The sequence below is a fragment of the Arthrobacter sp. ZBG10 genome, from assembly GCF_001238605.1.
Classification (GTDB): domain Bacteria; phylum Actinomycetota; class Actinomycetes; order Actinomycetales; family Micrococcaceae; genus Arthrobacter.
In genome coordinates, this window is sequence record NZ_LFQH01000056.1 from 16353 (window position 1) to 39349 (window position 22997).

The following is a 22997-nucleotide window of genomic DNA, read 5'->3' on the forward strand; positions in this document are numbered from 1 at the left end:
TTCTCCCGCCTGGCCGGGGGACCAGACGGGACTGCCCCACCGTAACGGGGAACGTTGACGACTTCACGGAGTACTGGTTTCCGCTGCGCTCCAACCACTTAGCGGACGTCCGCTGCGCTCCCGGCTGTTGAGTCCGGGGCCGGCCGTCGCAGAGCTCCGGACGTCCCCGAACCTGTCGTCTTCGACGCTTTTTTGTGGCTGTCCTCGGATCGTGCGGTTCCGCTCCAGTTCAAGCTTCTGGCCCCTCCGTAAATCAGAGGGCTTGATCAAGATGCGGGGCGGAATCCGCAGGCATCGTTGAGGAAGGACGTGATTCCTGGGGTAGGTGCCGGCGGTGGGCTGCCGCGGGAGGGGCTGGTTGGGTGGAGGTGTACAGTTCTGGGGCATGACACTGATTCCAAGCACAGGTTTCGCTCACGTCCGCCTGACCGTCACTGACATCGGACGATCCAAGGAGTTCTACGACCGCCTCTTCGGGTGGGAGGTAGCAGTGGACCAGTCTGCGCAGGCCAACGATCCCGGGGTCCGGCAGTCGGCGGAAAAGTTCTTCGGCGGCGTGGTCTACCAGACGCCTCAGGGCACCCTGTTTGGGCTGCGCCCGGTGGGTACCGAGGTCTTCAACCCTGACGTGACAGGGTTGGATCACGTGAGTTTCGCTATCGAGTCACGGTCCGCGCTCGAGTCTGCGGCAGCTGCGTTGGACACCGCCGGCATCAAACGCGGCGAGGTGACCGATCTGGCCGATGCAGGCATCGCAATCCTGTCCTTCCAGGACCCGGACGACATCAACATTGAATTGACCGCCCCGCTGCACTAAGCCGCGATGCTCCCGGCCGGTCATCGCCGGGACCTTCCGCCGCAAAGACCTCACCGCAAAATAGAACCGGAAACAGGTGCGGCCGGGTGTCGCCGTCGTGTGGCGTTGCCTTTATCCCCGGGCGTGCAGGTAAGTGTGGCGTTGTGCCTGCTGGTCAAGGGCGGGCATACGGGATGCAGCCAGTGCGTGATCCGTTGGTTATGGAGCCAGAGGCCGAGTTGGCGTTCGTATGGGTTGGTGTTTTTGTTGGGTGGGGTCCAGTGCCCGCGGCTCTATAGGTGACGAGTTGCGCGGAGCGGGTGGCCCAGCGTGCCTCGTCCCTTCTATTTAGGGGATCTCGGCCCAGCCCGGGATGCGCCCACGCGGACGAAGGAAACCCCGGACCCTTCCGTTGGCTGGGTCCGGGGTTGCCAGCGACTGACCTGAGGTCAGGCGCAGTGAGGGTGGGGCTATTCGGCGAGTTTCGCGACTGCCTGGGCCCAGAGGAAGAACTTGTTGGTGCCTAGGTCTTTGACGGTTTTGATGCCCAGAGCGGTTTGAAGCTTCTCGGCGTCGGCCTCGGAGATACCTTGCAGCGCGGACACGGGGGCTTTCGCGAGCTCATCAATGCTTTTGTCTTCGTAGGCCTTGTCGAACTTCGTACTCAAACCTGCCATGATCGATTCCTCCGATAGGTGGCGGCCGGCCAGAGCGCCGTCCGCGGCGGGTACAACAGCACCAAAGGGCACCTACGGCCATTGAACCAAAACACGCCCGGCCGGACAATCACTTTTTAGTGAAAACCCCAGGAACGGGTTGTAGCTGGGGGCGAGGCCGGAACCGCCGTTCTGCGGCTGTGTCCTTGGGCTTGGCCGAGGTCAGTCGGGTCCGGGTGTGGGCTGCTGGTCTTTGTGGGCGGGCCGCCGGCCGGTGCGTGGGCGGCCGGCCTGCCACCCTGGCATCTCGGTGTCGAGCCGGGCTTTTTTGTCGGGGCTCAGTGTTGAGGCGCGTTTGCTGATGCGTTGGGAATGGAGCCACAAACCAAGACGCTGCTCGGCGTGGTCGCTGGTTTTTTGATGTCGCGGCCAGTCATTACCCGCAGCAAGGTAGGTAACCAGCTCGGCAAATCTGGTGTTCCACCGTGACTCGTCCCGGTCCTTTTTGCTGGTGTGCTGTGTCCAGTCAGGGATCTTGGCGAGCCCATCCGCGTAGTAGGGGGAGAGGGTCCCTTCGGCTGCTTGACGGCGGCGGTCCTGGAGCCAGGATCCGAGAGCCCGTTCTTCCAGGTTTCCTGCCCCGGCGGTCGGCAGCTTGCCCGTTGCCGCGTACAGGGTGAGGATGGTTTCGAGGTTTCTGCGACCCGCGGCCGTCACCTTCGGCACCGGCCTGGCCATGCTCGCGTGGGTGGCCCTGAGGTCAGGTTCCAGTTCTGCAGCGCGGGCGAGGTGGTACCTGACCGTGGAGTACGGGGCGTGGACGAGGCCCGCGATCTTCTTCGCCGGGATGCCTTGCCGGTACATCTGCACCCACTCCGGGAACGGAGCCCGTCGAACCTTCTCCGTCACCGGCACCACCCCGTCCGTCTCCTGCGCTGTTTCGTCCCTGTCGCAGTGGACCGGGTACCAATGCCTGGGTTCTGTTGTTGTGCCCAGTGTTCCTGAACCTGCCCGGTCAGCCAAGAGCCGGCACCGGTGCCGGGGATGCGTGTTTGGTTGTCATGTGCCGCTGGTAGGGTCCGGCCATGGATGAACTGCTGATTAACCCCACCGGTACTGTCGCGGATCTGGCCGGTCGGTCCGGGTTCGACGAGAACTTCCTGACCACTCCCGTCCCGTTACCTGCTCTTCCGGGGGTGGAGACGGTCCTGCTGCCCTACACGCATTTATCCGTGCTCATGCGTGGTGATAAGCGCCTGGCTGCGGTGACGGGGCTGGGTATTGACGGGGCGAAGCTGATGGAGCTCGACCGGTCCGGGATCAACTGGCGCCTGGATCCCCGGCTGGGGGAGGAGTTCCAAACGGGGGAGCGGGTTTACGCGAGGAATGATATTGACCGTGGGCACCTGGTCCGCCGCGCTTCTGCCGTCTGGGGAGATACCCGGGCTGAAGCGGCCCAGGCGAACGAGGACACCTTCCATTACACGAACGCGGCCCCGCAGGCGGCGAAGTTCAACCAGGGCAAGGAGCTCTGGCTTGGGATGGAGTCCTACCTCCTGGACCACGCCGCGAACCATGACAGCCGGCTTCTGGTCTTCACCGGGCCGATCTTCTCCGAGGTGGATCCGGTGTACCGGGGAGTGGAGATCCCGCTGCGGTTTTTCAAAGTCGCCGCTTTCATCCACAACGACGCCCTTGCAGCCACAGGGTACGTCCTCGACCAGAGCCCGCAGCTAGGGGATCTGTCTGAGATTCCCCGCCCGGGTGCCCTCGATGAGGCCCCGCCGCTGGGACCCTACCGGACATTCCAGACACCGATCCGCGACATCGCAGCCCTGACCGGCCTGGACCTGGCCCAACTAATCGCCGCGGACCGGATGCCCATCACCACCAGCCTCCGCACCGCACCGGTCGGTTCGACCTGGCGCGAACTCACCGACCACGACGACCTGGAGCTCGAACTCGACGATTGACAGGTCTGTTCCCCCACTAGTGTGGGTGGTGAGCGGATGTTTCACTGCTCGACGGGACCCCTTGCAGCCACGCTGGAGGGGTTTTGTCGTCTCGTGCCCGATGTTCGGTGGTGGGGCTGAATCTGGGGTCGCCTGGCTTGGAGGTCGCGGGCTTCTTTGAGGAGTTGTTCAAGTTTCTCTTCAGCGGTTCTTCGCCGCTGCCCCATGGCCAGGAGTTGCTCGGGTGTTGGATGCTTATGGTCCGCTTCCCAGACGTGGTCATTGATACCTGTTCGTGGGAACGCGGAGACGCCTTTGTCGTCCATGCACGGCACGATCCCACAGACGATGTGAACTCTTCAAGACCTTCCAGGGTACTGTCACCGGATACAGGGGTGGCCGAGGCGCGGGAGACCTGTCGCTCGGCCCGAATGTCCCTGTGCGTCGGTGATGTCTGCGTCCAGGGCGTAGGTCGGCAGCCCTGTAGGGAAGATCCTTGGGTAAAGCCCTGCCTGTGATTGGCGCGGCACCTGGGTTATGTCCTGTGTAGCCGGGTGCCGAAAGGTTTGCGAGGCGCGATGTGGTCTGTCTACAGGGGTGCTGCGGTCGTAGGCTGTTGGCATCCATCGCATATAGGAGGCACCCATGCGCACCGCAGAATCTTTGACTGAACCCGAGCAACTCCACCGTTTGCTGGAAAACCTCGCGGGCCATGTGGTCAAGGGCAGGGAGTGGGCCACGCCGGGGGTGCAGGCGGCACTTCAAAGGGCGGTGGTGGGGCTGGATGCCGGTATTGAAACTGCTTCCCCTCGCCTTCAGGTGCTTTTGCGGCGTCTGGCTGACGATATGGCCGGCGGTGTGGAGACACTGACGCCGCGGGTTCAGGAGCGATTAAGGCAGGTTGGGCCGAAAACTGCCGCTGAGGTCGCGGCGCCGGCTGGGGCCAGGTGGGGCTCGTTGCTGAAGTGGGGGAGTTGGCTTGGCGCGCTGGTGGTCCTGTCCGGGGCCGGGGTGCTCATCTGGCGGTCGTTGTGGCCATCCGGGAAAGAGCCGGCATCGTCGGTGACTGTGCCAAAGGACGACGGCGCGGATGTTGATGCTGACCCTGATCTCACCGCAGGCCGGATATAGGTACAGAGACGAGGCTGCAGGGTCTCACAGTAACCTGCTACGGGGCTCCGGTTACCCTGCGAATTGTTGCGGTTTGCGGTGGTTGCGGAACTCGGAGGAAGTGCCCCGATCTGCCTTTTGAAGGCTGTGCTGAAGGCGTAGGCGTTGGTGTATCCGTCTGAGCAAGTCCAGGTGGCACGATGGTTCGATGAGTTCAACGTGGCAATCGTTCAGACATCGAGCGATGGGGGCAGGTCGCGTCGGTCAGGCTGCCAGCTTGTGCGTGGTCCTGGCCGTTGTGGCCATGGTGGGTGGCATGCTGGGCGTCGTCTTGGTGTGGGGTGACCTGGTGGTGCCAGGGTGGGTTCTTAGCGCCTCGCTGCTTGTGCTTTCGCTCGTACTCGCAGTCGTTGGTATTGGTGCGCGTCACCGTCGTAAGGCTTCCCCGGATGCGCAAGGGTCAACCCGCAGGGGTTCTCGACTGTGGGTGGGGGTCGCACTTCTGGTCGGCGTGTGCAGCGTAACCAGTGGGGTAGGCGATCTTGGTGCCACCTATACTGTCCTGCGGCCCCAGGGGCCCGGCTTCTGCCAGGCCGCAGTGAGAGAACAGTCATTCTTGTTTGCCGGCGGCGGGGAGTTGTACGCGGTGGGTTTCGGTGGCTTTGGAAGGTCTGTTAGTTCTTGGACCTCTGATGATGGCTACCGGCCGGTTGCTTCCGACACGTATGAATTCACGTGGGACAACGACGGTGCGCTTTTGCAGCTGCACGGCTCCGACCCTGTTTGGCCGGCACTGCATGACTTTGACTGCCCTTAGTGAAAGCTGAGTGCTCGGGCTTGTTATGGGCTTCAACTACCTGGGAATCTTCCGCAACTCACGGTCTCTGCCGGATCTGAACCTCTCGGCCCTGTTTTCAACCCGGGACCCCTCGTGTGGTCGGGACAAGCGGCTACTGTCTCACTGAGGTGCTGTGAACCAACCTGTCAGGACATCGCACAACGCCGGAAAACTCAACTTAGGGCCGCCCCCGGTTGCCAAGGCAGTCAGGGGCTGTTGAGCGCAGGCAAGTACTCCTGGTCCCAGCGCCTGAAATGAGCGTAGAGCGTTGTTGTGCGCAGTCTGCCTGGAAGATTAGGCTCGTGAAGGTTGAGCCGCCGGCCATAGATCTTTTTGGAGTGCCTATGGACCGCGTTTTAGACGAATTTGTTAGTTTCGATGTCTCCTCTGATGTCGTAAGGATCGTTGTCCGGGGGATCTTAAACCTTGGCTCGCGCCCTCACTTGGTCCACATTTTCCGGCGTGTCCGGAGGGCGAACCTTCGCTGCCATATCTGCGTTGATCTCTCGCATGCGGCCCTGGTGGAATCGTTCGCCTTGGCCGGGCTTCGCCACGACCTGAATCTGCTGGACGCCAGCCCGCTGTTGGGCGGATACGGTGCTGGGATATCTCTCCGGCTATCGCCTGATGCAGACAGTTTCTTCACAAGCACTCAGCTCACTGAGCCGCTGCCCCCGCTCACCCAGTACGACGACGTCCGTGAACTATTCCCCGGAGGCCGGTTCGCTGGGGAATTTCCGAGTCTCCCTGTCATGTGGATCGAGAAGCTCCACGGCCGTCCATTGAGGGAATATTCCAATGAAGAGCTGCTTGAGACCAGTGATGGGCTTTTTTCGTCACTTGACAGCCCACAACCTCATGACGGGGCGGATTTGCTGGGCCGCTATAACGATGTTGGTCTGGAAATCTCTCGTCGCCAGCACGAACCCTGACATCCATGGCATGCAGAGGACTGCTACGCCGGTAACTGCCCCAATATCACCAGCTGCGGACGTTTGAACGCCTCGTGCATCTATGGGCCGCGACAGCGCGCTGCGGTCATGGAGCTGCTTCTGCTTCCAGTACTGCTCGTTCTTCGACGAATGGTGACCGAAGCTGGAAGTCAGTTCGGCTAACTGGTCCATATGGTCGGAACTTTGGCGGTCACCAGCGATCCCTGGCTTGCGGCGGTTCGGACGTCGATGTCTTCGTTGCTGATCTGAAGATTATCGCCCCCAATAACGGTCACTTCCCTGGTTCGTGCTGCTGTGAACCAGAGTGCAGCTTCGAGGTTATCGGGGTCGTAGTGCCTGGCCCACACGGGTTCGTCATCCAGGTGCAATGAGATGAGGCCGTTGGTGGATATGTGACATTGGATACTGCCGTCACAGTGCCGCGCTTTGAGCACCATGTCTTCATAGTCAGCGTTGCACGCTGGCCTGAAGCCGCGTTCGAGCAGATCTTTGGTCAGCCAGGAACCGGGGTGGGCACGGGGTTCCTGGCTGTGGGATGGGGGTGAGGCCGACGCGAAAGCCAGAAGTGCGTAGTGCAGAGTTCCGAACGAGCCCTGGATGCCGACGGTCATGCGGGCTCCAAGGTGTCCCTTTTCTTCCGGGACTAAATCCATGAGTATCGTTCCTCCCAACCGTCGAAACTCCGATGCTGTGCGGTGACTGCCGACATCAGGTTGTGGACCCATCCTTCATGTGGCTTCTCAGAATCCGCTCTCAAATATCCGCAACTTTGCATTAATTTCCTCTGGTCATGGACGCGCCTGCCTGCCGGCCGAACGCGGCCAGGAAAGTCCCGTCGTGATGGTCCGGTTGCAGCCAGGGGCCGGTGTGGGGGAGTTCGTGTCAGAGGGCGGCCAGCAGGTCCTTCATTTCCTGGATCTCTGCTTCCTGTGAGGTGGTGATGTCCCTGCTGAGCTGGACTGCTTCGGGGTTTTTCCCGGCGGTGGTTTCGGTTTTGGCCATCGTCACGGCGCCCTCGTGATGGGCGATCATTTGGGTGAGGAAGAGCTTCGCGGCGTCGGCGCCTTGGGCGGCGGCGAGTTCCTTCATGTCGTCATCACCCATCATGCCGTCCATGCCGCCGCCCATGGCGTGACCGGAGGGCGCCATGGCCGGTTCGTTCCAGTTGGTGAGCCAGCCCGTCATTTTCTCGATTTCCGGGCCCTGGGCGGCTTTGATCTTGCTCGCCAGAGAAGTCACCTGGGCCGGGATGTCCTGTTTCTTGAGCATCATGTCGCTCATTTCCACGGCCTGTTCGTGGTGCGGGATCATCATCTGGGCGAACATGGTGTCCGCGGCGTTGTGCTCTGCAGCTGCGGCTGGGGAGCTGCTGGGCATCATTGACGAGCCGTGGTCCATGCCGTGCATGGAGTCCTTTGGGCTGGTGGAGCTGCTGGGCGTGACGGTCGGTCCTGCGGAGCCGGTTGAGCATCCGGCAAGGGCGACCGTTGCGGCGAGGGCAGCGGCGGAAAGGGTCAGAAGTTTCGTGTTCATGGAAAATCGGTCCTTCGGAGAATTGGTGGCGGCGCAGTGCGCCGCCGGGAGAGTGCGCATCAGCGATGCACCTGAGGCCCTGTTCAGGGTCCATCAGGTCAGGAGGTAGGTGCGCCGGAACGTATTGGTCCGGCGGTGCCTGGTTTTATGTCCTGCTGATGGACAACTCACCCGGTGAAGGAGTACTGGGAACGTGCTGGCAGTCCCCACGGACTGTACTGGCCGTCCCTGTCGGGGCCAGGGCACCGAAGAGAGTATTGCCTGGAGCCGGCGGAGCCAGGGAGATGGTTTTTACCGACGGAATGCAGGACCCTGCCATCGTGTGAGCGGCGGTGCCGCAGCAGGTGGAGGAGCACATCTGTGCAGATGCGCCGGCCGTCTCTTTGATGTTGGCTGCGTCCCGATCACCGGTCACCTGGTGGGCAGCGGTCGTTCCGGACTCCGGGTGGACATGGTGGTTATCGGCGGCCGCCGAGCCTGCCGGGCCCGCACCGATGGCGGTCGCGACGGCGCCTGTGGAATGCCCGCTATGGGTTCCGTTCACCACGTGCATTCCGAAGATCCCGGCAATGATGGCCAGCAGGCCGATCAGTAGACCTGCCCGGCTAAGGAACGCCGCGGCGGGATTCTGGTAAGAGTCGGTCATGACGTTCCTCCTTCCCTGCGGCTGGGATCGTTCAGGGCCATCGGCAGTCGGTAGTGGGCGGGCGGGGCTGGTCAGGATTCCGGGTCAGGGATTCCTGCTCAGGCGGGCCGGCCGAGAGGGGTCAACAGGCCCGGTGCAGCCTGCACAGTCTCTGGATCCGGTGGTTGCGGAACACTCTACTTCGACGCCGAATTGCCCAGGTCAGTCAGGGCCTTCCGGAGGCGGGTGCCGGCGTCGTCGGCTACTTCCTTGACCGATGGGGCGTCGCTGAGCTGGACCATGGTCTGGGGGTCGATGGCTTCCACCGTCGTCACGCCTGCATCCTTGGTCCGGCGCACCACGACATTGCACGGCAGCAAAGCCCCGATTTCGGGTTCGGCGGCGAGGGCGCGGCTGGCCAGTGCCGGGTTGCAGGCACCGAGGATAACGTAGTCGCCGACGGCGTCAGCCGCCTCAGCACCAAGCTTGGTTTCAAAAGTGGAGCGGATATTGATTTCCGTGAGGATTCCGAATCCCTGGGCTGATAAGGCATCCCGGGTGCGGTCCAGAGTTTCGGCCCACGGAAGGTCAACGGTGGTGGTGAGTGTGTACGTCATGATTCTCCTTTTGGCTGCTCAACAGCTGGTCGGATCAGGCGAGTGAAAGGAAGAGCTTCTCAAGCTCCTTCTTATCCATCGTTGCGTCTTTCTGCACGATGCACTGCTCAAGGCCCGTGGCGATAATGGCGAACCCGGCACGGTCCAGCGCCTTCGATACGGCGGCAAGCTGGGTGACGACGTCCTTGCAGTCACGGCCTTCTTCAAGCATGCGGGTAACAGCGGACAGCTGACCCTGGGCCCGCTTGAGGCGGTTGATCACAGGGGTCAGTTCTGAGGGGTTGAGTTCCACGGGTTTCTCCAACTATCGACGACTTCGCTCAATCATATACCCCCTAGGGTGTTTTGACTTACCCCGGGGGGTATCTGTAATACTCGGTGGGGTATCCACCCGACCCCTTCCGAGAGGCCAACCATGACTTCCCCTTCCACGGCGCCGTCCGTTACCGCACTCGCCCCTGAGACCCTCCGGTCCTGGTTCACAGAGCACCAGGACCTTGTGGTCATCGATGTCCGCTCCGCCGCCGAATTCGAGTCCATGCACATCCGCGGCTCCTACAGCGTGCCGCTGCCGCTTCTCTCAGAGCACACCGACGAGCTCGCCGCCCGCCTGGGCTCCCGCGTGGTCCTGGTCTGCCAATCCGGGGCGCGTGCCGAGCAGGCCCGCCAGCGCCTTGCTAAGGCCGGAATCGACACCGCCTACGTCCTGACCGGTGGCGCACCAGGTTTCGCCGCCGCCGGCGGTGACGTGGTCAAGGGCAAGGACCGCTGGGACCTTGAGCGGCAGGTCCGCCTGGTGGCCGGGTCCCTCGTGGTCCTGGGCCTGGCCGGCGGCAGGTTCGTCTCCCCGAAGATCCGGACCCTCGCCGGGGTCATCGGGACCGGCCTGACGTTCTCGGCCGCGACCAACACCTGCGCCATGGGCCAGGCCCTCTCTGCCATGCCGTGGAACAGGGCCGCGAAGGAACCCACCCGCGAAAGCGCCATCCTGCAGCTTCCCCTGCAGGGCGTTGAGGACGCCGCGGCATGATTCCAGCCCTGGCTCTGGGGCTCGTCGTCGGCATTGTCCTCGGTGTTGTGGGTGGCGGCGGGTCCATCATCGCCGTCCCGGCCCTGGTGTACGGGGTGGGCATGACTCCGGCGCAGGCGATTCCCACGTCGCTGCTGGTGGTGGGCGTATCTTCGCTTGCCGCGCTGCTGCCCAGGGTCCGGGAGGGACTGAACTGGCCTGTGATCGCACTGGTCGGGGCTGCCGGGATTCCGGCAGCCTGGGCCGGCGCGGCCGTGGGCAAACTGCTGGATCCGAACATCCTGATGCTGGCCTTCGCCGTGATCATGGTGGCCGCGGGCATCAGGATGCTGATGAAGACCCGCGAAACTGAGGGGTCCTGCAGTACGGGGCCGCACCGGGCGTTCCGGTCCTGCGCACCCAAGGCCGTCGGCGTGGGCCTGCTCGTGGGGTTCCTCACCGGACTGCTCGGCGTAGGGGGCGGCTTCCTCATCACCCCGGCACTGACCATCTTCCTGGGCCTGCGCATGAAACAGGCCGTGGGAACTTCGCTGGCCATCATCGTCATCAACTCCGCAGCCGGGTTCAGCGCACACGCTGCCGGCTACACCATCGACTGGGCCACCACCCTGGCCTTCGCCATCCCGGCCATCGTGGGATCAGTAGTTGCCGCCCGGTTTGCCCGCCACCTGAAAGACAAACACATCCGTATCTCGTTCGCGGTACTCATCTTCGCCGTCGCGGCGTGGGTCACCGCCGGCGCGGTCACCGCCTGACCCATCCATAGAGGAGAACACCGTGGGACTTTTCGATTCCCTCAAGAAGGCCTTCAGCAAGCCCTACAAGACCATCTCCGTAGCCCAGGCCAAGGACCTCCTGGGATCCGGGGCTACGCTCATCGACGTCAGGTCAGCCCAGGAATGGCGGACCGGCCGGGCGCCCCAGGCCAAACACGTCCCCCTGGACCAGCTGCAGGCCAGCACCGCCGGCCTCCAAAAAACCCGTCCCGTGATCGCCGTCTGCGCCTCCGGCGTCCGCTCGGCCTCAGCCGCCAGGCTCCTCGCCGCCAACGGATACGACGCCTACTCAGTGCGCGGCGGCATGGCCGCCTGGCGCCAGGCCGGCGAACCCGTCCGCTAGAAAAGCACCGCCGTTACAAACCGCCCAAAACCACCACTTTGAAGGAGAACCCCATGGCTGAAATCACCATCACCGAAGCCGAACAGCGCCGCTCCACCGCCCGGATCCTTGACGTCCGCGAGGACTTCGAGGCCGCCGAAGGCATGATCCCCGGCGCCCTCCACATCCCCATGGGCCAGCTGCAGGACCGCCTCTCCGAACTGGACCCGGCCGTGCCCGTCATCGCCGTCTGCCGCAGCGGCAACCGCAGCGCCGCCGTCGCCGACGCCCTCAACGGAGCCGGCTACACCGCGGACACCATGGCCGGCGGCATGACCGCCTGGACCCGCGCCGGCCTCCCCACCACCTAAACTTCACCGCCTTGCCGACACACCCCAAGACCACCCCCGAAAGGAACGAAAGACGATGGCAACCATCGACCTCACCGAACAAAGCTTCGCCGGAACCCTGGAGAGCAACGGGATCGTCTTCGTTGACTTCTGGGCAGCCTGGTGCGGCCCCTGCCGCCAGTTCGCCCCCACCTACGCCGCCGCGGCAGAACGCCACCCGGACATCACCTTCGCCAAGGTCGACACCGAAGCCGAACAGACCCTCGCCGCAGCAGCGAACATCACCTCCATCCCCACCCTGATGGCCTTCAAAGATAAAACCTTGGTCTTCTCCCAGCCCGGTGCCCTCAACGCCACCGGCCTCGACGACGTAATCCAGGCCGTCAAAAACCTGGACGTCGGAAAACTCCGGGCTGACGCAGCCGGCCAACAGTCCTAGTACACGCACCATTAGCCCGGTGCACAACCCTCATTGCTAGATACCCCCCGGGGTATTACACTTGAACTAATCCCCCCAGAAAACCTCTCCATGAAGGAGCGCACCAGATGCTTATCGAGCGCATTTACGATGAAGACCTCGCCCAGGCCAGCTACCTGATCGGTTGCCAGGCCAACGGCACCGCCGTTGTTGTCGACGGCCGCCGCGACATCGCGGTGTACCAGGACCTGGCTGAGAAGAACGGCATGAAGATCGTGGCCGTCACCGAAACCCACATCCACGCGGACTACCTCTCCGGCACGCGTGAACTCGCCGCCGCCACCGGAGCGAAAATCTACGTCTCCGGCGAAGGCGGACCGGACTGGCAGTACGAATTCGACGGCGAACGCCTCTACGACGGCGACAAGATCACCATCGGCAACATCAGCCTCCAGGCCGTGCACACCCCGGGCCACACCCCCGAGCACCTGTCCTTCCTGGTCACCGACGGCGCTTTCAGCGACCAGCCCGGTTACCTGCTCTCCGGTGACTTCGTCTTCTCCGGCGACCTGGGCCGGCCAGACCTGCTGGATGAGGCAGCCGGCGGCGTGGACACCCGCTTCGAAGGCGCCAAGCAGCTCTTCGCAAGCCTGCGGGACAAGTTCCTGACCCTGCCGGACTACGTCCAGGTCCACCCGGCGCATGGTGCCGGCAGCGCCTGCGGCAAGGCCCTGGGCGCCATCCCGTCCTCCACTGTCGGTTACGAGCGGCTCTACTCCTGGTGGGGTCCCTACCTCGCCGCGAACGATGAGCAGGGCTTCATCGATGAACTGCTTGACGGCCAGCCCGACGCCCACGCCTACTTCGGCCGTATGAAGCGCGAAAACCGTGAGGGCCCCGCCGTCATGGGCGACCGCGCCCCGCTGCCCGAGCTCTCCACCGGGATCGTTGCCGCGGGCCTGGCAGCAGACACCCTGACCTTCATCGACACCCGCCCCAACAGCGAGGTCCACGAAGGCACCGTAGCCCGTTCCCTCAACGTTCCCGCGGGCAAGTCCGTGGCCAGCTACGGTGCCTGGGTGGTCAACCCGGAAACGGACAAGAACCCGCTCGTCCTTTTGGCCCAGGACCAGGATCAGGCCATGGACATGTGGGACCACCTGGTACGGGTCGGCATCGACAACGTCGCCGGTTACCTCACCGGCATCGACGGGCTGCCCGCCTTCACGCCCAAGCTGATCCAGCCCGAGGAACTCGAGGGTTTCGAGACCGCCATGATCCTGGATGTCCGGAACAAGACCGAACACACCGCCGGACACGTCCCGGGCTCGTACCAGCTCAGCGGTGGCCGCCTCCTGTGGCACCTCGATGAGCTCCCTGCTGGCGGCACCATCGTGTCGTACTGCCAGTCCGGTGTGCGGAACTCGGTGGCGGCCAGCGCCCTGCGCCGGGCCGGGTACGACGTCGTCGAACTCGACGGCAGCTACGCCGCCTGGGACGCCTTGCAGCAGACCCGACAGAACGCCGTCACAGCGAAGTAAACCCTTAAGACCGCCCGGGCAGGATCCCCCTCCTGCCCGGGCAGCTTTATGCCTCAGCACGAAAGCGAGCACCCCGAAATGGCCAGAACTTGGGCGACAAACAACGCCGATTCGCGTGTCGTGCTGGGCCTGCGGCAGAACCTGGCGCAGTTCATGCTGTTGGTGGCAGTCAACGCCCTGGTGGGCGGGACGCTGGGCCAGGAGCGCACCGTGCTTCCGCTGCTGGCAGGGCAGGTTTTCCACCTGGACCTGTACACGAGCGCGTTGACTTACATCCTCGCCTTCGGCCTGTCCAAGGCCGCGATGAACTACTTCGCGGGAACGCTCTCTGACCGGTACGGGCGCAAACCCGTCCTCATCACGGGCTGGCTGGTAGCGATCCCCGTCCCGCTCATGCTCATCTTCGGTCCGTCATGGGAATGGATCGTAGCGGCGAACGTATTCCTCGGTGTCAGCCAAGGCCTGACCTGGTCCACCGCCGTGATCATGAAAATGGACCTGACCGGCCCGCAACAGCGCGGCCTCGCCATGGGCCTGAACGAAGCAGCCGGCTACCTCGGCGTCGCCGTCACCGCCCTGGCCACCGGCTACATCGCCTCCACCTACGGTCTCCGGCCCGGCCCGTTCCTGCTCGGAGCCGCCTACATCGCCCTCGGGCTAGGCCTATCGGTCCTGACTGTGCGCGAGACCCACCACCACGCCAAGACGGAAGCCTCCCAGCACGTAAGTGCACACAGGAGTGCAGAGGCCGGCCTCACCACCGGCCAGGTCTTCACCCTCACCAGCTTCAAAGACCGCTCACTCTCCGCAGCAAGCCAGGCAGGACTGGTGAACAACCTCAATGACGGCCTAGCCTGGGGCCTCTTCCCGGTCCTCTTCGTCAGCTCCGGACTAAACATCAGCCAGGTAGGCATCCTGGCCGCCGCCTACCCCGCAGTCTGGGGAGCCGCGCAGCTCCTCACCGGGGCTGCTTCAGACCGTTGGGGCCGCAAATGGCTCATCGTGGCCGGCATGATCGTCCAAGCCGCGGGACTCGCCATAGTCGCAGCCTCCCACAGCTTCAGCCCCTGGCTCATCGCCGCAGCCCTCCTCGGTCTCGGAACGGCCATGGTCTACCCCGCCCTCCTGGCCGCAATCGGAGACGTCGCCCACCCCACCTGGCGGGCCCGCTCCGTCGGGGTCTACCGGCTCTGGCGTGACGGTGGCTTCGCCCTTGGGGCGCTCCTGTCCGGACTGCTCGCGGACCTGTACGGGATTCCCACAGCCATCGCCACCATCGCCGGAATCACCGCTGCGTCCGGTCTTATTGTTGCGGTGCGGATGAGGAGCGGAGACCACCGACGTCCCGGTCAGGTGCGTTAGGTTCCGCTCCATACTGATGCCGAGCCGGAGTGTCCCGTCACCACGGACTCGTAGATCAGGAAAAGTCCCGCCAGTACTCCGAGTACTGACGTGGCGGGGACAAGCCAACGGGTGCTCAGTGCTTGTACGGCGCCTCGCAGGACCGTCCACCGGCTCAGCATGGACGGGAATGCGGCGAGCACCTGTGCGGCTACGACGACCAGGAAAATGACCGTCACGATCCTGAAGAAGCCGCCCTGCTCGGCATGTTCCTTGATCAGTTCTGACGTTGGCCGGACATCTTCCAGCTGTTCCCCTGCCTCGGCGGTCAGGATGGACAGCGGCACCATCAACAGGGCCAGTACCCCCAACGGCCAGGCCAGATAGGCCCGGCTACGCCGCCACACCGCGAAAACCACCGCCATGACACCTGCCATCGGCGCAAGGACAACAACGGCATGGATCAAGAGGATGTGGGCCGGAAGGCCGCCGATCTCCATCAAAGACGCTCCTAAAAAGTAGGGTGCAATGGCGGGTTGGCTGATCGCGAGGGCGAATGCAGCGAAGTCAGGCGATCCCGGTGGTGCCCAGCAGCAGGCCAACACCGTAAGTGAAGGCCATCGCGAGGGCCCCGCCGATAACCAGCCGCAGGGTTGCCTTCCGCTTGGAGCTGCCGCCAATGTTCGCACTGACCGACCCGGTGATGGCCAGGGCGATCACCACGGCCACGAACGTCAGCGGAATCCGAACCTCGGCGGGAGGAAGAAGGATCGCCAGCAGCGGCAGCACCGCACCAACGGTGAAGGCGATCGCGGAAGCAAGCGCTGCGTGCCAGGCACTGGCCACTTCTCCCTCGTCAATTTTCAGTTCAGCTTCGAGGTGCGCGCCCAGGGCATCATGCTCCGTGAGTTCGCGGGCCACCGTCCGGGCAGTCTCGACCGAGAGGCCTTTGGCCCGGTAAATCCCGGCGAGCTCTTCAAGCTCGCCGTCGGGGTCGTCCCGGAGTTCCCGGCGTTCCTTTTCGATCAGGGCGCGCTGGCTGTCACTCTGGCTGCTGACCGAAACATACTCGCCCAGCGCCATGGAAACTGCACCACCTACCACTGCTGCGGCACCGGCCACCAGAATGGGGGTGACGTCATTGGTCACACCGGCAACCCCCACCACGGTTGCAGCGACGGAGACGATCCCATCATTTGCGCCGAGGACACCGGCCCGCAGCCAGTTCAGCCGGGCGGCAATGCTCTCGTCGTGGGGCTCATTCGGATGCTGCTTCAGCAACTCAGACATGAGGGAAAGTAAAACACGAACCCGTCACCCACACCACGCAGGTTTGCATACCCTGCCCACTCGGTAACTTCCGAAAAACTGCTTCCAGGCTGGGCTAGTTACCGAACCCTCCAGGAAGCTCGGTTCACTCTCCCATCTCACGACATATAGCGCCGCCAAAATGCCGCCACCTAACGCAAACATCCACACCTTCCGTGCTTTCGCGCGGGATCACGGGTGGGGGAGTAGTTGGCCGGCTGACTGTCTTAGTTCCTTGGTAATGAGACGGCTTGGTGGGATGACGCGTTCCTTCGGCGTTTACCCGGCTAAGGGCGGGTCGGACCGAAGCCTGAGGGCTATCCATAGGCCGCATCGCCGACAAATGTAGGTCTGTGTCGTGCCGAGGGCGTGGAGTTTCCTGCGGCTCATGGTTCTACCGCAACAGGTGCAGGTGTGTTGGCTGTCAGAGGCCATGGTTCCTGAGCGCCTCGATTAGCTGATCCAGGGTTGGCAGTCCGGAGAGGCCATGGGGTGTTTGATAGACCCGGCAGGCGAGTTCATCAGCCGCAGCCCCGCCAGGGAATATGTCGGCCCCGTTGATGGTGATGGTCGGTGAGCCGGCAAATCCGCTGCCCGCGATGTCCGAGGGCGTGGTCAGTAGCCGCATGTCCACCTTGACTTCGCTCCGTCCCAGGAGGACCAGCGCTTCGTTCAGGCGTTCGTGTGCTCGGTTCGAGTTGGGGCATCCATCGATGTGCAGAAGTTCGAGTCTCATGATTTCATTCTCCTAATCTTGGGGCAGTTGTTCTGCTTCGTTGAGCGGTTCCTTGCTGCCTTCCAGAACGGACAAACCCGGCGTTCCAGGCCGGGGCAGCCTTGCAGCCGGGCCTCCAGCGCGTTCCAGTCCACCACATCACGCAGCGTCAGCTGATCCACGAACCAGATTCTCTTCTGATGCTTCCTCAGTGGGTAGCCCATATTGCCCTGATCATCAGGTGCAGGCGTCGGCCGTGGTCACTGGCTAGCGGCAGGGGCCTGGAACACTTCACCGCCGTCGTGGGATACAACGAGCCCTTCAGTGGTGGCAGCCCAGATCGATGGTTTTGCGTCTGGTCTTTTTACGGCGGTGATCGCTTGAATTTGCCCGTCGATGTGGCCTGACTGGGTCCAGGTGCTTCCGGCGTCTGATGAGTACTGGACCGAACCGTCGGGTTCGATGCCGACGACTTCGCTGCCGCTGGCGAACGCAACGAATCGGATGACGGGGGCTGTAGTAATCAATTTCCAGGTTTTCCCGCCGTCGGTAGAGCGCTGTAACCCATCTTCGGTAGTGGCCAGAACAGTGTCGGTTTCCGGGTTTCCGGCGAGAACGGCTGGCACAAATCCGGCAGTGGCCGCGGACCAGGTTTTCCCGTCCGGGCTGGTCAGCAGTGACCCGTCGTAGGCGACGATTCCGGACCTGCCTGCGGCGAGGGCGTGGAAGTCCGATTCGCCTTGGCGGGAGAGCTGCTGCCAGGTCTTTCCGCCGTCCACAGATCGGATCAGGCCCATGGGGTTGGGTAGATCTGAGCCGGGGCCCGGGTGCCCGGAAGCATAGAACACGCCCTCGTCAGCTGCTGCCGTGAAGCCCATCAGGTCTTTGGTGTCACCTATTTTGGTGGCCGGAGACTTGGCGACGTCAAAAAGACCATCGTGGGTAGCCAACAGGACCCGGTCTGTTTCGGGATTCACGCTCAGGCCGTGGACGTGCGAGCTGGGCAGGCCGGCCGCGGCAGTAGTGGGTGTGGTGGCGGTTGGTGTGCCGGAGGTACAAGCGGACAGGGTGAGCAGGAGGGCGGTCGCCGCGGAGAGTCCAGCGGCGGAACGTCCTCGGTTCAACAGGTGCAGGGACACGGAGAACTCCAAAGGTGGTCCGGGAAATGTGTGGGGGTGCCGGCCCCAGGGGTGGGGCCGGCACCGTGCTGGTGTGCTGGCTACAGGGTGGCCAGCAGGTCCTTCATTTCCTGGATTTCGGCTTCCTGGGAGCTGACGATGTCCTTGCTGAGTTGGACAGCGTCAGCGTTCTCACCATCGGTGGTTTCGGTCTTGGCCATCATGACGGCGCCTTCATGGTGGGCGATCATCTGGGTCAGGAACAGCTTCGCGGCCTCCCCGCCTTGAGCGGTCTCAAGCTTTGCCATGTCGTCATCGCCCATCATGCCCTCCATGCTGTGAGCCGAGGGCATGTCGGTGGGCATCTGGGTGGGCTGTCCCCAGCTTGTCAGCCAGCCGGTCATCTTCTCGATCTCCGGCCCCTGGGCTGCTTTGATCTTGGTGGCCAGGTCGGTCACCGCGGAAGGAATACCTTCCTTCTTGAGCATGATGTCGCTCATGGCCACGGCCTGGGCGTGGTGAGGGATCATCATCTGGGCGAACATCGTGTCGGCATCATTGAACCCTGCCGCGGCTGATGTTGTCGGGCCGGAAGGTGATGGCATTGCCGAACCGCCGTGGTTCATGCCGGGCATGCTGGTTGCCGAACTTCCGGCATCAGAGCCGGCGGAGCAGCCGGCGAGGGCGATGGCTGCGGCGATGGCGGCAGCGGAAATGGTCAGGGTCTTTTTCATGGAAATCAGTGTCCTCAAAAGTATCAGCGGCGCATGGGCGCGCCTTTGGACTGCATGTGGTGACGGCCCCGTAGGGCTCGTCTTATGCGTTCGGAAGTGGCTGGACGGTGGGCCGGGCAGGGCACGGCGGGCGTCAGTGCTGGTTTACGTCCGGCTGATACAGAGCTCACCGGGTGAGGGGCTGTCCGGCGAGTAGGAGTAGTTGATGGGCGCTGCAGCAGCCAGCCCGAAGTCCGGAAGCGCGTAGGGCGCTGTTCCGGGAGCAGGGGCGGTCAGTGTTGTGTTTCCCGGGGCCAGCACGCAGGCATTACCCCCGGCAGACATCTCCGGGCAGGAACCTGAAGTGGCGCAGGAAGACGACGACCCAGTGACTGCCTGGGTGACGGTCAGTCCGTTCGGTGACGCGCCCATTTCATGGGAGTGGCTGGAGGGAAGGCTTTCCAAGTGCACCGTGGGGCCGGCTGCTGCCGGCATGGTGTGCGCGGCGCCCACGTGGTGCGCCCCGGTCATGATGTGCATGCCGAAAATACCGGCAATGATGGCAAGGGCCGCCGTCAGGAAGCCTGCACGAAGGAGGAACGTGGTGAGGGGAGCACGGGATGGTGCGATCACAACGGTTCCTCCCTTCCGTGCAGGTTGTTCAGGGTCTTGAGCCTACCGGCAGTAGTTTTTCCTGCCGGTCATAGCCTCTTGTTCAACGCACCTGGGAGGGATTGAGTTTCACCCTCCGCAGCAGCTGGGCGTTCAGGGCCACCACAATCGTGGACACCGACATCAGTACAGCCCCGGCTGCCGGGGACAGCACGACCCCGGCGAAGGCCAGGACACCGGCTGCCAACGGCACGGACAGGACGTTGTAGCCGGTGGCCCAGATGAGGTTCTGCCACATTTTCCGGTAGCTGGCCCGGGACAGATCCACCATCGACAGCACGGCCCGGGGATCGTTGCCGGCCAGCACTACTCCGGCGGATTCCATGGCCACATCCGTGCCGGCGCCGATCGCGATGCCGACTTCGGCGCGGGCCAGTGCCGGGGAGTCGTTCACCCCATCGCCGACCATCGCGACCTTCAGGCCGCGGGCCTGGAGCTCGGCGACTTTCTTGTCCTTGTCAGCGGGCAGGACTTCGGCGAACACTTCATCAATACGCAGGTCTTCGGCCACTGCCTGGGCGACCTGGCGGGCGTCGCCGGTGATCATGGCGACCTTCACGCCGCGGTTCTGCAACGCTGCGACGGCCTGACGGGATTCGGGGCGGATGCTGTCCTCCAGGCTGACCGCCCCGAGAATCCGGTGTCCGTCGATGACGTGCAGTACTGCTGCTCCGCGGCTCATCCAGGCGCTGGTGGATTCGGCCAGGTCTGCCGGTTCGGTGGCGCCGAGTTCGCGCAGCAGCGCCGGGCCGCCGACATGGACGGTACGGCCAGCCACGGTGGCGCGCACGCCCCGCCCGGTCAGCGAACTGAAGTCAGCAGTTTGGGGGATGCTCAGGTTCCGTTCCCTGGCCGCCCGGACGATGGCTCGCGCCACGGGGTGCTCGCTGTCGGACTCCACGGCGGCGGCAAGGGCCAACAGCGCATCAGCGTTCTGACCGGGGACGGCCGCGATGTCTTTCAGGTCCGGCTCGCCGGTGGTGAGAGTGCCGGTCTTATCGAACAGGACGACGTCGATGGTGCGCATCCGTTCGAGCGCCATCCGGTTCTTGATCAGCACCCCGGCGCGGGCTGCCTGTTCGGTGGAGATGGCGATGACCAGTGGGATGGCCAGGCCCAGGGCGTGCGGGCAGGCGATCACCAGGACGGTGACGGTGCGGGTGACCGCTTCCGGGACGCTGCCGAGCAGCGTCCAGATGATGAACGTGATGACGCCTGCGCCGGCGGCGAAGTAGAACAGGAAGGCCGCGGCCCGGTCCGCGAGGGCCTGGGCCTTGGAGGAGGATGCCTGCGCTTCGGCAACAAGCCGTTGGATGCCCGCCAGTGCAGTGTTGTCCCCGATGGCTGTGACCTGGACCCTGACGCTGTTATCCGTAGCGACGGTTCCCGCCACGACAGCGTCTCCCGGTCCCCGGGGGACCGTTTTGGATTCACCGGTGATCATCGACTCGTCGAATTCGGCTTGCCCGTCAACTACTTTGCCGTCGGCGGGCATCCGGGCGCCGGAGCGGACCAGGACGGTGTCGCCTTCCCGGAGTTCCGAGACCGGGACGGTTTCGGTGCCGACGTCAGTGACCCGCTCGGCCTCGTCCGGCAGCAGCGCGGCGAGGGCATCAAGTGCGCCCTGCGCCGAGCCGAGGGCGCGCATTTCGATCCAGTGGCCCAGCAGCATGATCGCCACCAGCAGGGCCAGTTCCCACCAGAAGTCCAGATCGAACCCGCCAATGCCAAGGCTGGTGACCCAGGACGCGGCGAACGCGACCGTGATGGCCATCGCAATCAGCAGCATCATGCCTGGCCGGCGGCTCTTCAGCTCCTGCCATCCGCCCTTCAGGAACGGCAGCCCGCCATAGAAAAAGATCACGGTGCCGAGGGCGGACGGGATCCAGGCGGACCCGGGAAATACCGGCGCCATGTAGCCCAGGATGTGCCCGATCATCGGGCTGAAATAGACGACCGGGACGGACAGGGCCAGGGTAAGCCAAAACCTGTTCTTGAACATTGCCGTGCTGTGCCCGGCGTGCTGGCCATGGGTGTGGACGGCGTGATCATCCTGGCCGCCATGGACCTCGTGGTGGCCGTGGCTGTGCTCGGTAAGCGCGACGGCGGTGGCCGATGAAGGGGAAACGCTGTTGGACTCGGTGACGGGCGCGTGCCCGGCGTGGTGGCCTGCGGGGCCGTCGCCGTGGTGCTTGGTGTGGTCTTCCATGGTTCCTCCTTAAAGAGGAGACTCCACACTACTCCCCGGCAGACTCGCTGCCAGGGGAGGCTGGAGAGGTCAGTTGCTGATGAGTGTGTAGCCGGCGGAGGTAACAGCCTCACGCACAGCGGAACTGTCGGCTGCGCCGCCGACAATTAACCGGGAACGGCCGCCCGGAACGAGGTCAACAGAGGCGAACTCCACACCCTCAAGGGCGGAGACGGCCTTCTCGACGGTCTGCACACAATGCCCACAGGTCAGACCCTCCACAGCGAATTCGCCAGCACTTACGCCGGTGGTCTTGGAGGATACCGAAGAGGCTTCCGTTGAGCAGCAGCTGCAACCTCCAGCGGCTGAAGCGAGGGGCAGCTCGGTACGGTTTTCAGTTTCACACATGTCAGTTTCCATTCCTTGAAGATGAAGGATCGATGGGCGCTGGGATTGAACGGCTGTGAAAGACGGTGCGGGCACCGGCCGGGACATACCACTTCACTGACAACACCCTCAATATACCCCCCAGGGGTATATTGAGCAAGTGCCAATGAGAACGTGCGGCGCAGGAATCTTTGTCGGCAATGGACAAGTCCTCAGCTCCGGCCTGAACGGCAAGAACGAACCGCCGTCCACCCCCTGACCTAGCGCTCGAACACTGGCCAACGGGCCTGTCAATCTGGATGAGGAACGCGGGCTCTCTGGTCATCGTGAGTTGTACCAGTACCTGAAGGCGGGCAACGAAGTGGCCGGCCGATGAGTCGCCTATCTTCTGCTACATACTGATGTCGTTGGCCGCTATCCAACAACACAGAAGAAGGGAGTGCGTGGGTCCATGCCCACGTACTCCCTTCGCTGTGATTCGTTACAGGATTTTGTGGAGGGTGCGGGTAACGACGCCGAGGACTTGCAGGTTCGTGTCGTCTGAGATTTCAGTGGGTGGCGTATCGGGGTTTGAGGCTTCGAGCCAGGAGCGGTCGTTGGTTTGGCGGAGTCGGCGGATGAGGGTTTCGCCGCCGTCGACGGTGGCGGCCACGACGGAGCCGTGGTGTGGTGTGCCGGTGCGGTCGATCAGGATTTCATCTCCGGCGCAGATCGCGTCAAGGTTCATGGCGTTATCGCGGACTCTCATCAGGACGGTGCTGGCCGGGTTGGGTATCAGGGCTTTGTTCAGATCGATCCGTCCGGAGAAATAGTCCTGTGCGGGGGAGGGGAACCCTGTGGGCAGGAGGGATTCTGGGACCGGAGTGAACTCAGGGTTTTCCGTGGAGGTCATGTCAGTTCGTGCGGATCACGATGAGCCGGTGTCCCTCCGGGACCCGTTCGCGCAGTGTTGAGAGGGCCGCGTCATACGTGTCGCCGGCGGCTGTGACGTGATCGTGGGACCCGTCCGGAGCTTCAATGGTGCCTGTTAATTCCACG

Annotated in this window: 29 protein-coding genes; 11 read left to right on the forward strand and 18 right to left on the reverse strand. The window is 63.6% G+C overall.

Features of this window, described 5'->3' with window-relative positions:
• Positions 1–385 precede the first annotated feature (385 nt).
• Positions 386–817, forward strand: coding sequence for a VOC family protein (locus ACU18_RS13965; protein WP_050686468.1), 432 nt, complete (start codon positions 386–388; stop codon positions 815–817).
• 449 nt (positions 818–1266) lie between these two features.
• Here ACU18_RS13965 and ACU18_RS13970 read toward each other — a convergent pair whose 3' ends face one another.
• Both ACU18_RS13970 and ACU18_RS13975 read right to left on the reverse strand, forming a co-directional pair.
• On the reverse strand, positions 1267–1473 hold the full coding sequence (locus ACU18_RS13970) for a hypothetical protein (protein WP_050686470.1): 207 nt from the start codon (positions 1471–1473) through the stop codon (positions 1267–1269).
• A 201-nt stretch (positions 1474–1674) separates the two neighbouring features.
• A complete protein-coding gene (locus ACU18_RS13975) occupies positions 1675–2361 on the reverse strand; it encodes a helicase associated domain-containing protein (RefSeq protein WP_231686091.1) in 687 nt (228 codons plus the stop codon).
• 176 nt (positions 2362–2537) lie between these two features.
• Between ACU18_RS13975 and ACU18_RS13980 the strand changes: the two genes are divergently transcribed.
• From ACU18_RS13980 to ACU18_RS13995, 3 genes are all read left to right on the forward strand, one after another.
• Positions 2538–3425: a DNA/RNA non-specific endonuclease gene (locus tag ACU18_RS13980; RefSeq protein WP_050686474.1), complete on the forward strand. Its 888-nt coding sequence runs from the start codon at positions 2538–2540 to the stop codon at positions 3423–3425.
• A 624-nt stretch (positions 3426–4049) separates the two neighbouring features.
• Positions 4050–4535, forward strand: a complete 486-nt coding sequence (locus tag ACU18_RS13985; protein WP_050686476.1) for a hypothetical protein — start codon at positions 4050–4052, stop codon at positions 4533–4535.
• 1119 nt (positions 4536–5654) lie between these two features.
• On the forward strand, positions 5655–6284 hold the full coding sequence (locus ACU18_RS13995) for a hypothetical protein (protein ID WP_231686092.1): 630 nt from the start codon (positions 5655–5657) through the stop codon (positions 6282–6284).
• A gap of 179 nt (positions 6285–6463) precedes the next feature.
• Here ACU18_RS13995 and ACU18_RS14000 read toward each other — a convergent pair whose 3' ends face one another.
• The 5 genes from ACU18_RS14000 to ACU18_RS14020 form a co-directional block, all read right to left on the reverse strand.
• A complete protein-coding gene (locus tag ACU18_RS14000) occupies positions 6464–6916 on the reverse strand; it encodes a hypothetical protein (protein ID WP_050686483.1) in 453 nt (150 codons plus the stop codon).
• Positions 6917–7187: 271 nt separating this feature from the next.
• Positions 7188–7838 (reverse strand): DUF305 domain-containing protein, encoded by a 651-nt coding sequence (locus ACU18_RS14005; protein WP_050686484.1) that lies wholly within the window; start codon positions 7836–7838, stop codon positions 7188–7190.
• 145 nt (positions 7839–7983) lie between these two features.
• Positions 7984–8484 (reverse strand): hypothetical protein, encoded by a 501-nt coding sequence (locus ACU18_RS14010; protein ID WP_050686486.1) that lies wholly within the window; start codon positions 8482–8484, stop codon positions 7984–7986.
• Between the two features lie 176 nt (positions 8485–8660).
• Positions 8661–9080 (reverse strand): DUF302 domain-containing protein, encoded by a 420-nt coding sequence (locus tag ACU18_RS14015; RefSeq protein ID WP_050686488.1) that lies wholly within the window; start codon positions 9078–9080, stop codon positions 8661–8663.
• Positions 9081–9114: 34 nt separating this feature from the next.
• Positions 9115–9372: a metal-sensitive transcriptional regulator gene (locus tag ACU18_RS14020; RefSeq protein WP_050686490.1), complete on the reverse strand. Its 258-nt coding sequence runs from the start codon at positions 9370–9372 to the stop codon at positions 9115–9117.
• A 123-nt stretch (positions 9373–9495) separates the two neighbouring features.
• Here ACU18_RS14020 and ACU18_RS14025 point away from each other — a divergent pair, with 123 nt between their 5' ends.
• From ACU18_RS14025 to ACU18_RS14055, 7 genes are all read left to right on the forward strand, one after another.
• The gene (locus ACU18_RS14025; RefSeq protein ID WP_050686492.1) at positions 9496–10110 is read left to right on the forward strand and encodes a rhodanese-like domain-containing protein; all 615 of its coding nucleotides are present in this window, start codon (positions 9496–9498) and stop codon (positions 10108–10110) included.
• The gene (locus ACU18_RS14030) at positions 10107–10865 is read left to right on the forward strand and encodes a sulfite exporter TauE/SafE family protein (RefSeq protein WP_050686494.1); all 759 of its coding nucleotides are present in this window, start codon (positions 10107–10109) and stop codon (positions 10863–10865) included. The genes ACU18_RS14025 and ACU18_RS14030 overlap by 4 nt, the downstream gene beginning before the upstream one ends.
• A 22-nt stretch (positions 10866–10887) precedes the next feature.
• Entirely contained in the window at positions 10888–11229 is a 342-nt protein-coding gene (locus ACU18_RS14035; RefSeq protein ID WP_050686496.1) for a rhodanese-like domain-containing protein, read from the forward strand.
• A gap of 53 nt (positions 11230–11282) precedes the next feature.
• The gene (locus tag ACU18_RS14040) at positions 11283–11579 is read left to right on the forward strand and encodes a rhodanese-like domain-containing protein (protein ID WP_050686498.1); all 297 of its coding nucleotides are present in this window, start codon (positions 11283–11285) and stop codon (positions 11577–11579) included.
• Positions 11580–11634: 55 nt separating this feature from the next.
• Entirely contained in the window at positions 11635–11997 is a 363-nt protein-coding gene (locus ACU18_RS14045; RefSeq protein WP_050686500.1) for a thioredoxin family protein, read from the forward strand.
• A 107-nt stretch (positions 11998–12104) separates the two neighbouring features.
• On the forward strand, positions 12105–13517 hold the full coding sequence (locus tag ACU18_RS14050) for an MBL fold metallo-hydrolase (protein WP_050686502.1): 1413 nt from the start codon (positions 12105–12107) through the stop codon (positions 13515–13517).
• A gap of 78 nt (positions 13518–13595) precedes the next feature.
• Positions 13596–14879: an MFS transporter gene (locus tag ACU18_RS14055; protein WP_050686542.1), complete on the forward strand. Its 1284-nt coding sequence runs from the start codon at positions 13596–13598 to the stop codon at positions 14877–14879.
• On the opposite strand, the gene ACU18_RS14060 is transcribed toward ACU18_RS14055, so the two are convergent.
• From ACU18_RS14060 to ACU18_RS19955, 11 genes are all read right to left on the reverse strand, one after another.
• Positions 14876–15358 (reverse strand): hypothetical protein, encoded by a 483-nt coding sequence (locus ACU18_RS14060; RefSeq protein WP_331456843.1) that lies wholly within the window; start codon positions 15356–15358, stop codon positions 14876–14878. The genes ACU18_RS14055 and ACU18_RS14060 overlap by 4 nt on opposite strands.
• A gap of 67 nt (positions 15359–15425) precedes the next feature.
• Positions 15426–16148 carry a VIT1/CCC1 transporter family protein gene (locus ACU18_RS14065; RefSeq protein ID WP_050686506.1) on the reverse strand — a complete coding sequence of 241 codons (723 nt, stop codon included), beginning with the start codon at positions 16146–16148 and terminating at the stop codon, positions 15426–15428.
• A gap of 442 nt (positions 16149–16590) precedes the next feature.
• Positions 16591–16902, reverse strand: coding sequence for an alkylmercury lyase (locus ACU18_RS14070; protein ID WP_050686508.1), 312 nt, complete (start codon positions 16900–16902; stop codon positions 16591–16593).
• On the reverse strand, positions 16899–17063 hold the full coding sequence (locus ACU18_RS19685; protein WP_157371034.1) for a hypothetical protein: 165 nt from the start codon (positions 17061–17063) through the stop codon (positions 16899–16901). The genes ACU18_RS14070 and ACU18_RS19685 overlap by 4 nt, the downstream gene beginning before the upstream one ends.
• Before the next feature lie 78 nt (positions 17064–17141).
• Entirely contained in the window at positions 17142–18020 is an 879-nt protein-coding gene (locus ACU18_RS14075; RefSeq protein WP_050686544.1) for a F510_1955 family glycosylhydrolase, read from the reverse strand.
• An 80-nt stretch (positions 18021–18100) separates the two neighbouring features.
• The gene (locus ACU18_RS14080; protein ID WP_050686510.1) at positions 18101–18733 is read right to left on the reverse strand and encodes a DUF305 domain-containing protein; all 633 of its coding nucleotides are present in this window, start codon (positions 18731–18733) and stop codon (positions 18101–18103) included.
• Positions 18734–18877: 144 nt separating this feature from the next.
• Positions 18878–19345, reverse strand: coding sequence for a hypothetical protein (locus ACU18_RS14085; RefSeq protein WP_050686512.1), 468 nt, complete (start codon positions 19343–19345; stop codon positions 18878–18880).
• A gap of 82 nt (positions 19346–19427) precedes the next feature.
• Positions 19428–21593 carry a heavy metal translocating P-type ATPase gene (locus tag ACU18_RS14090; RefSeq protein WP_050686514.1) on the reverse strand — a complete coding sequence of 722 codons (2166 nt, stop codon included), beginning with the start codon at positions 21591–21593 and terminating at the stop codon, positions 19428–19430.
• A 69-nt stretch (positions 21594–21662) separates the two neighbouring features.
• Complete coding sequence (locus ACU18_RS20445; protein WP_082178340.1) at positions 21663–22067, reverse strand: heavy-metal-associated domain-containing protein; 405 nt, start codon at positions 22065–22067, stop codon at positions 21663–21665.
• A gap of 373 nt (positions 22068–22440) precedes the next feature.
• Positions 22441–22851 carry a LexA family protein gene (locus ACU18_RS14100; RefSeq protein ID WP_050686517.1) on the reverse strand — a complete coding sequence of 137 codons (411 nt, stop codon included), beginning with the start codon at positions 22849–22851 and terminating at the stop codon, positions 22441–22443.
• Between the two features lies 1 nt (position 22852).
• Positions 22853–22996, reverse strand: a complete 144-nt coding sequence (locus ACU18_RS19955) for a hypothetical protein (RefSeq protein ID WP_197273586.1) — start codon at positions 22994–22996, stop codon at positions 22853–22855.
• Between the last annotated feature and the right edge of the window lies 1 nt (position 22997).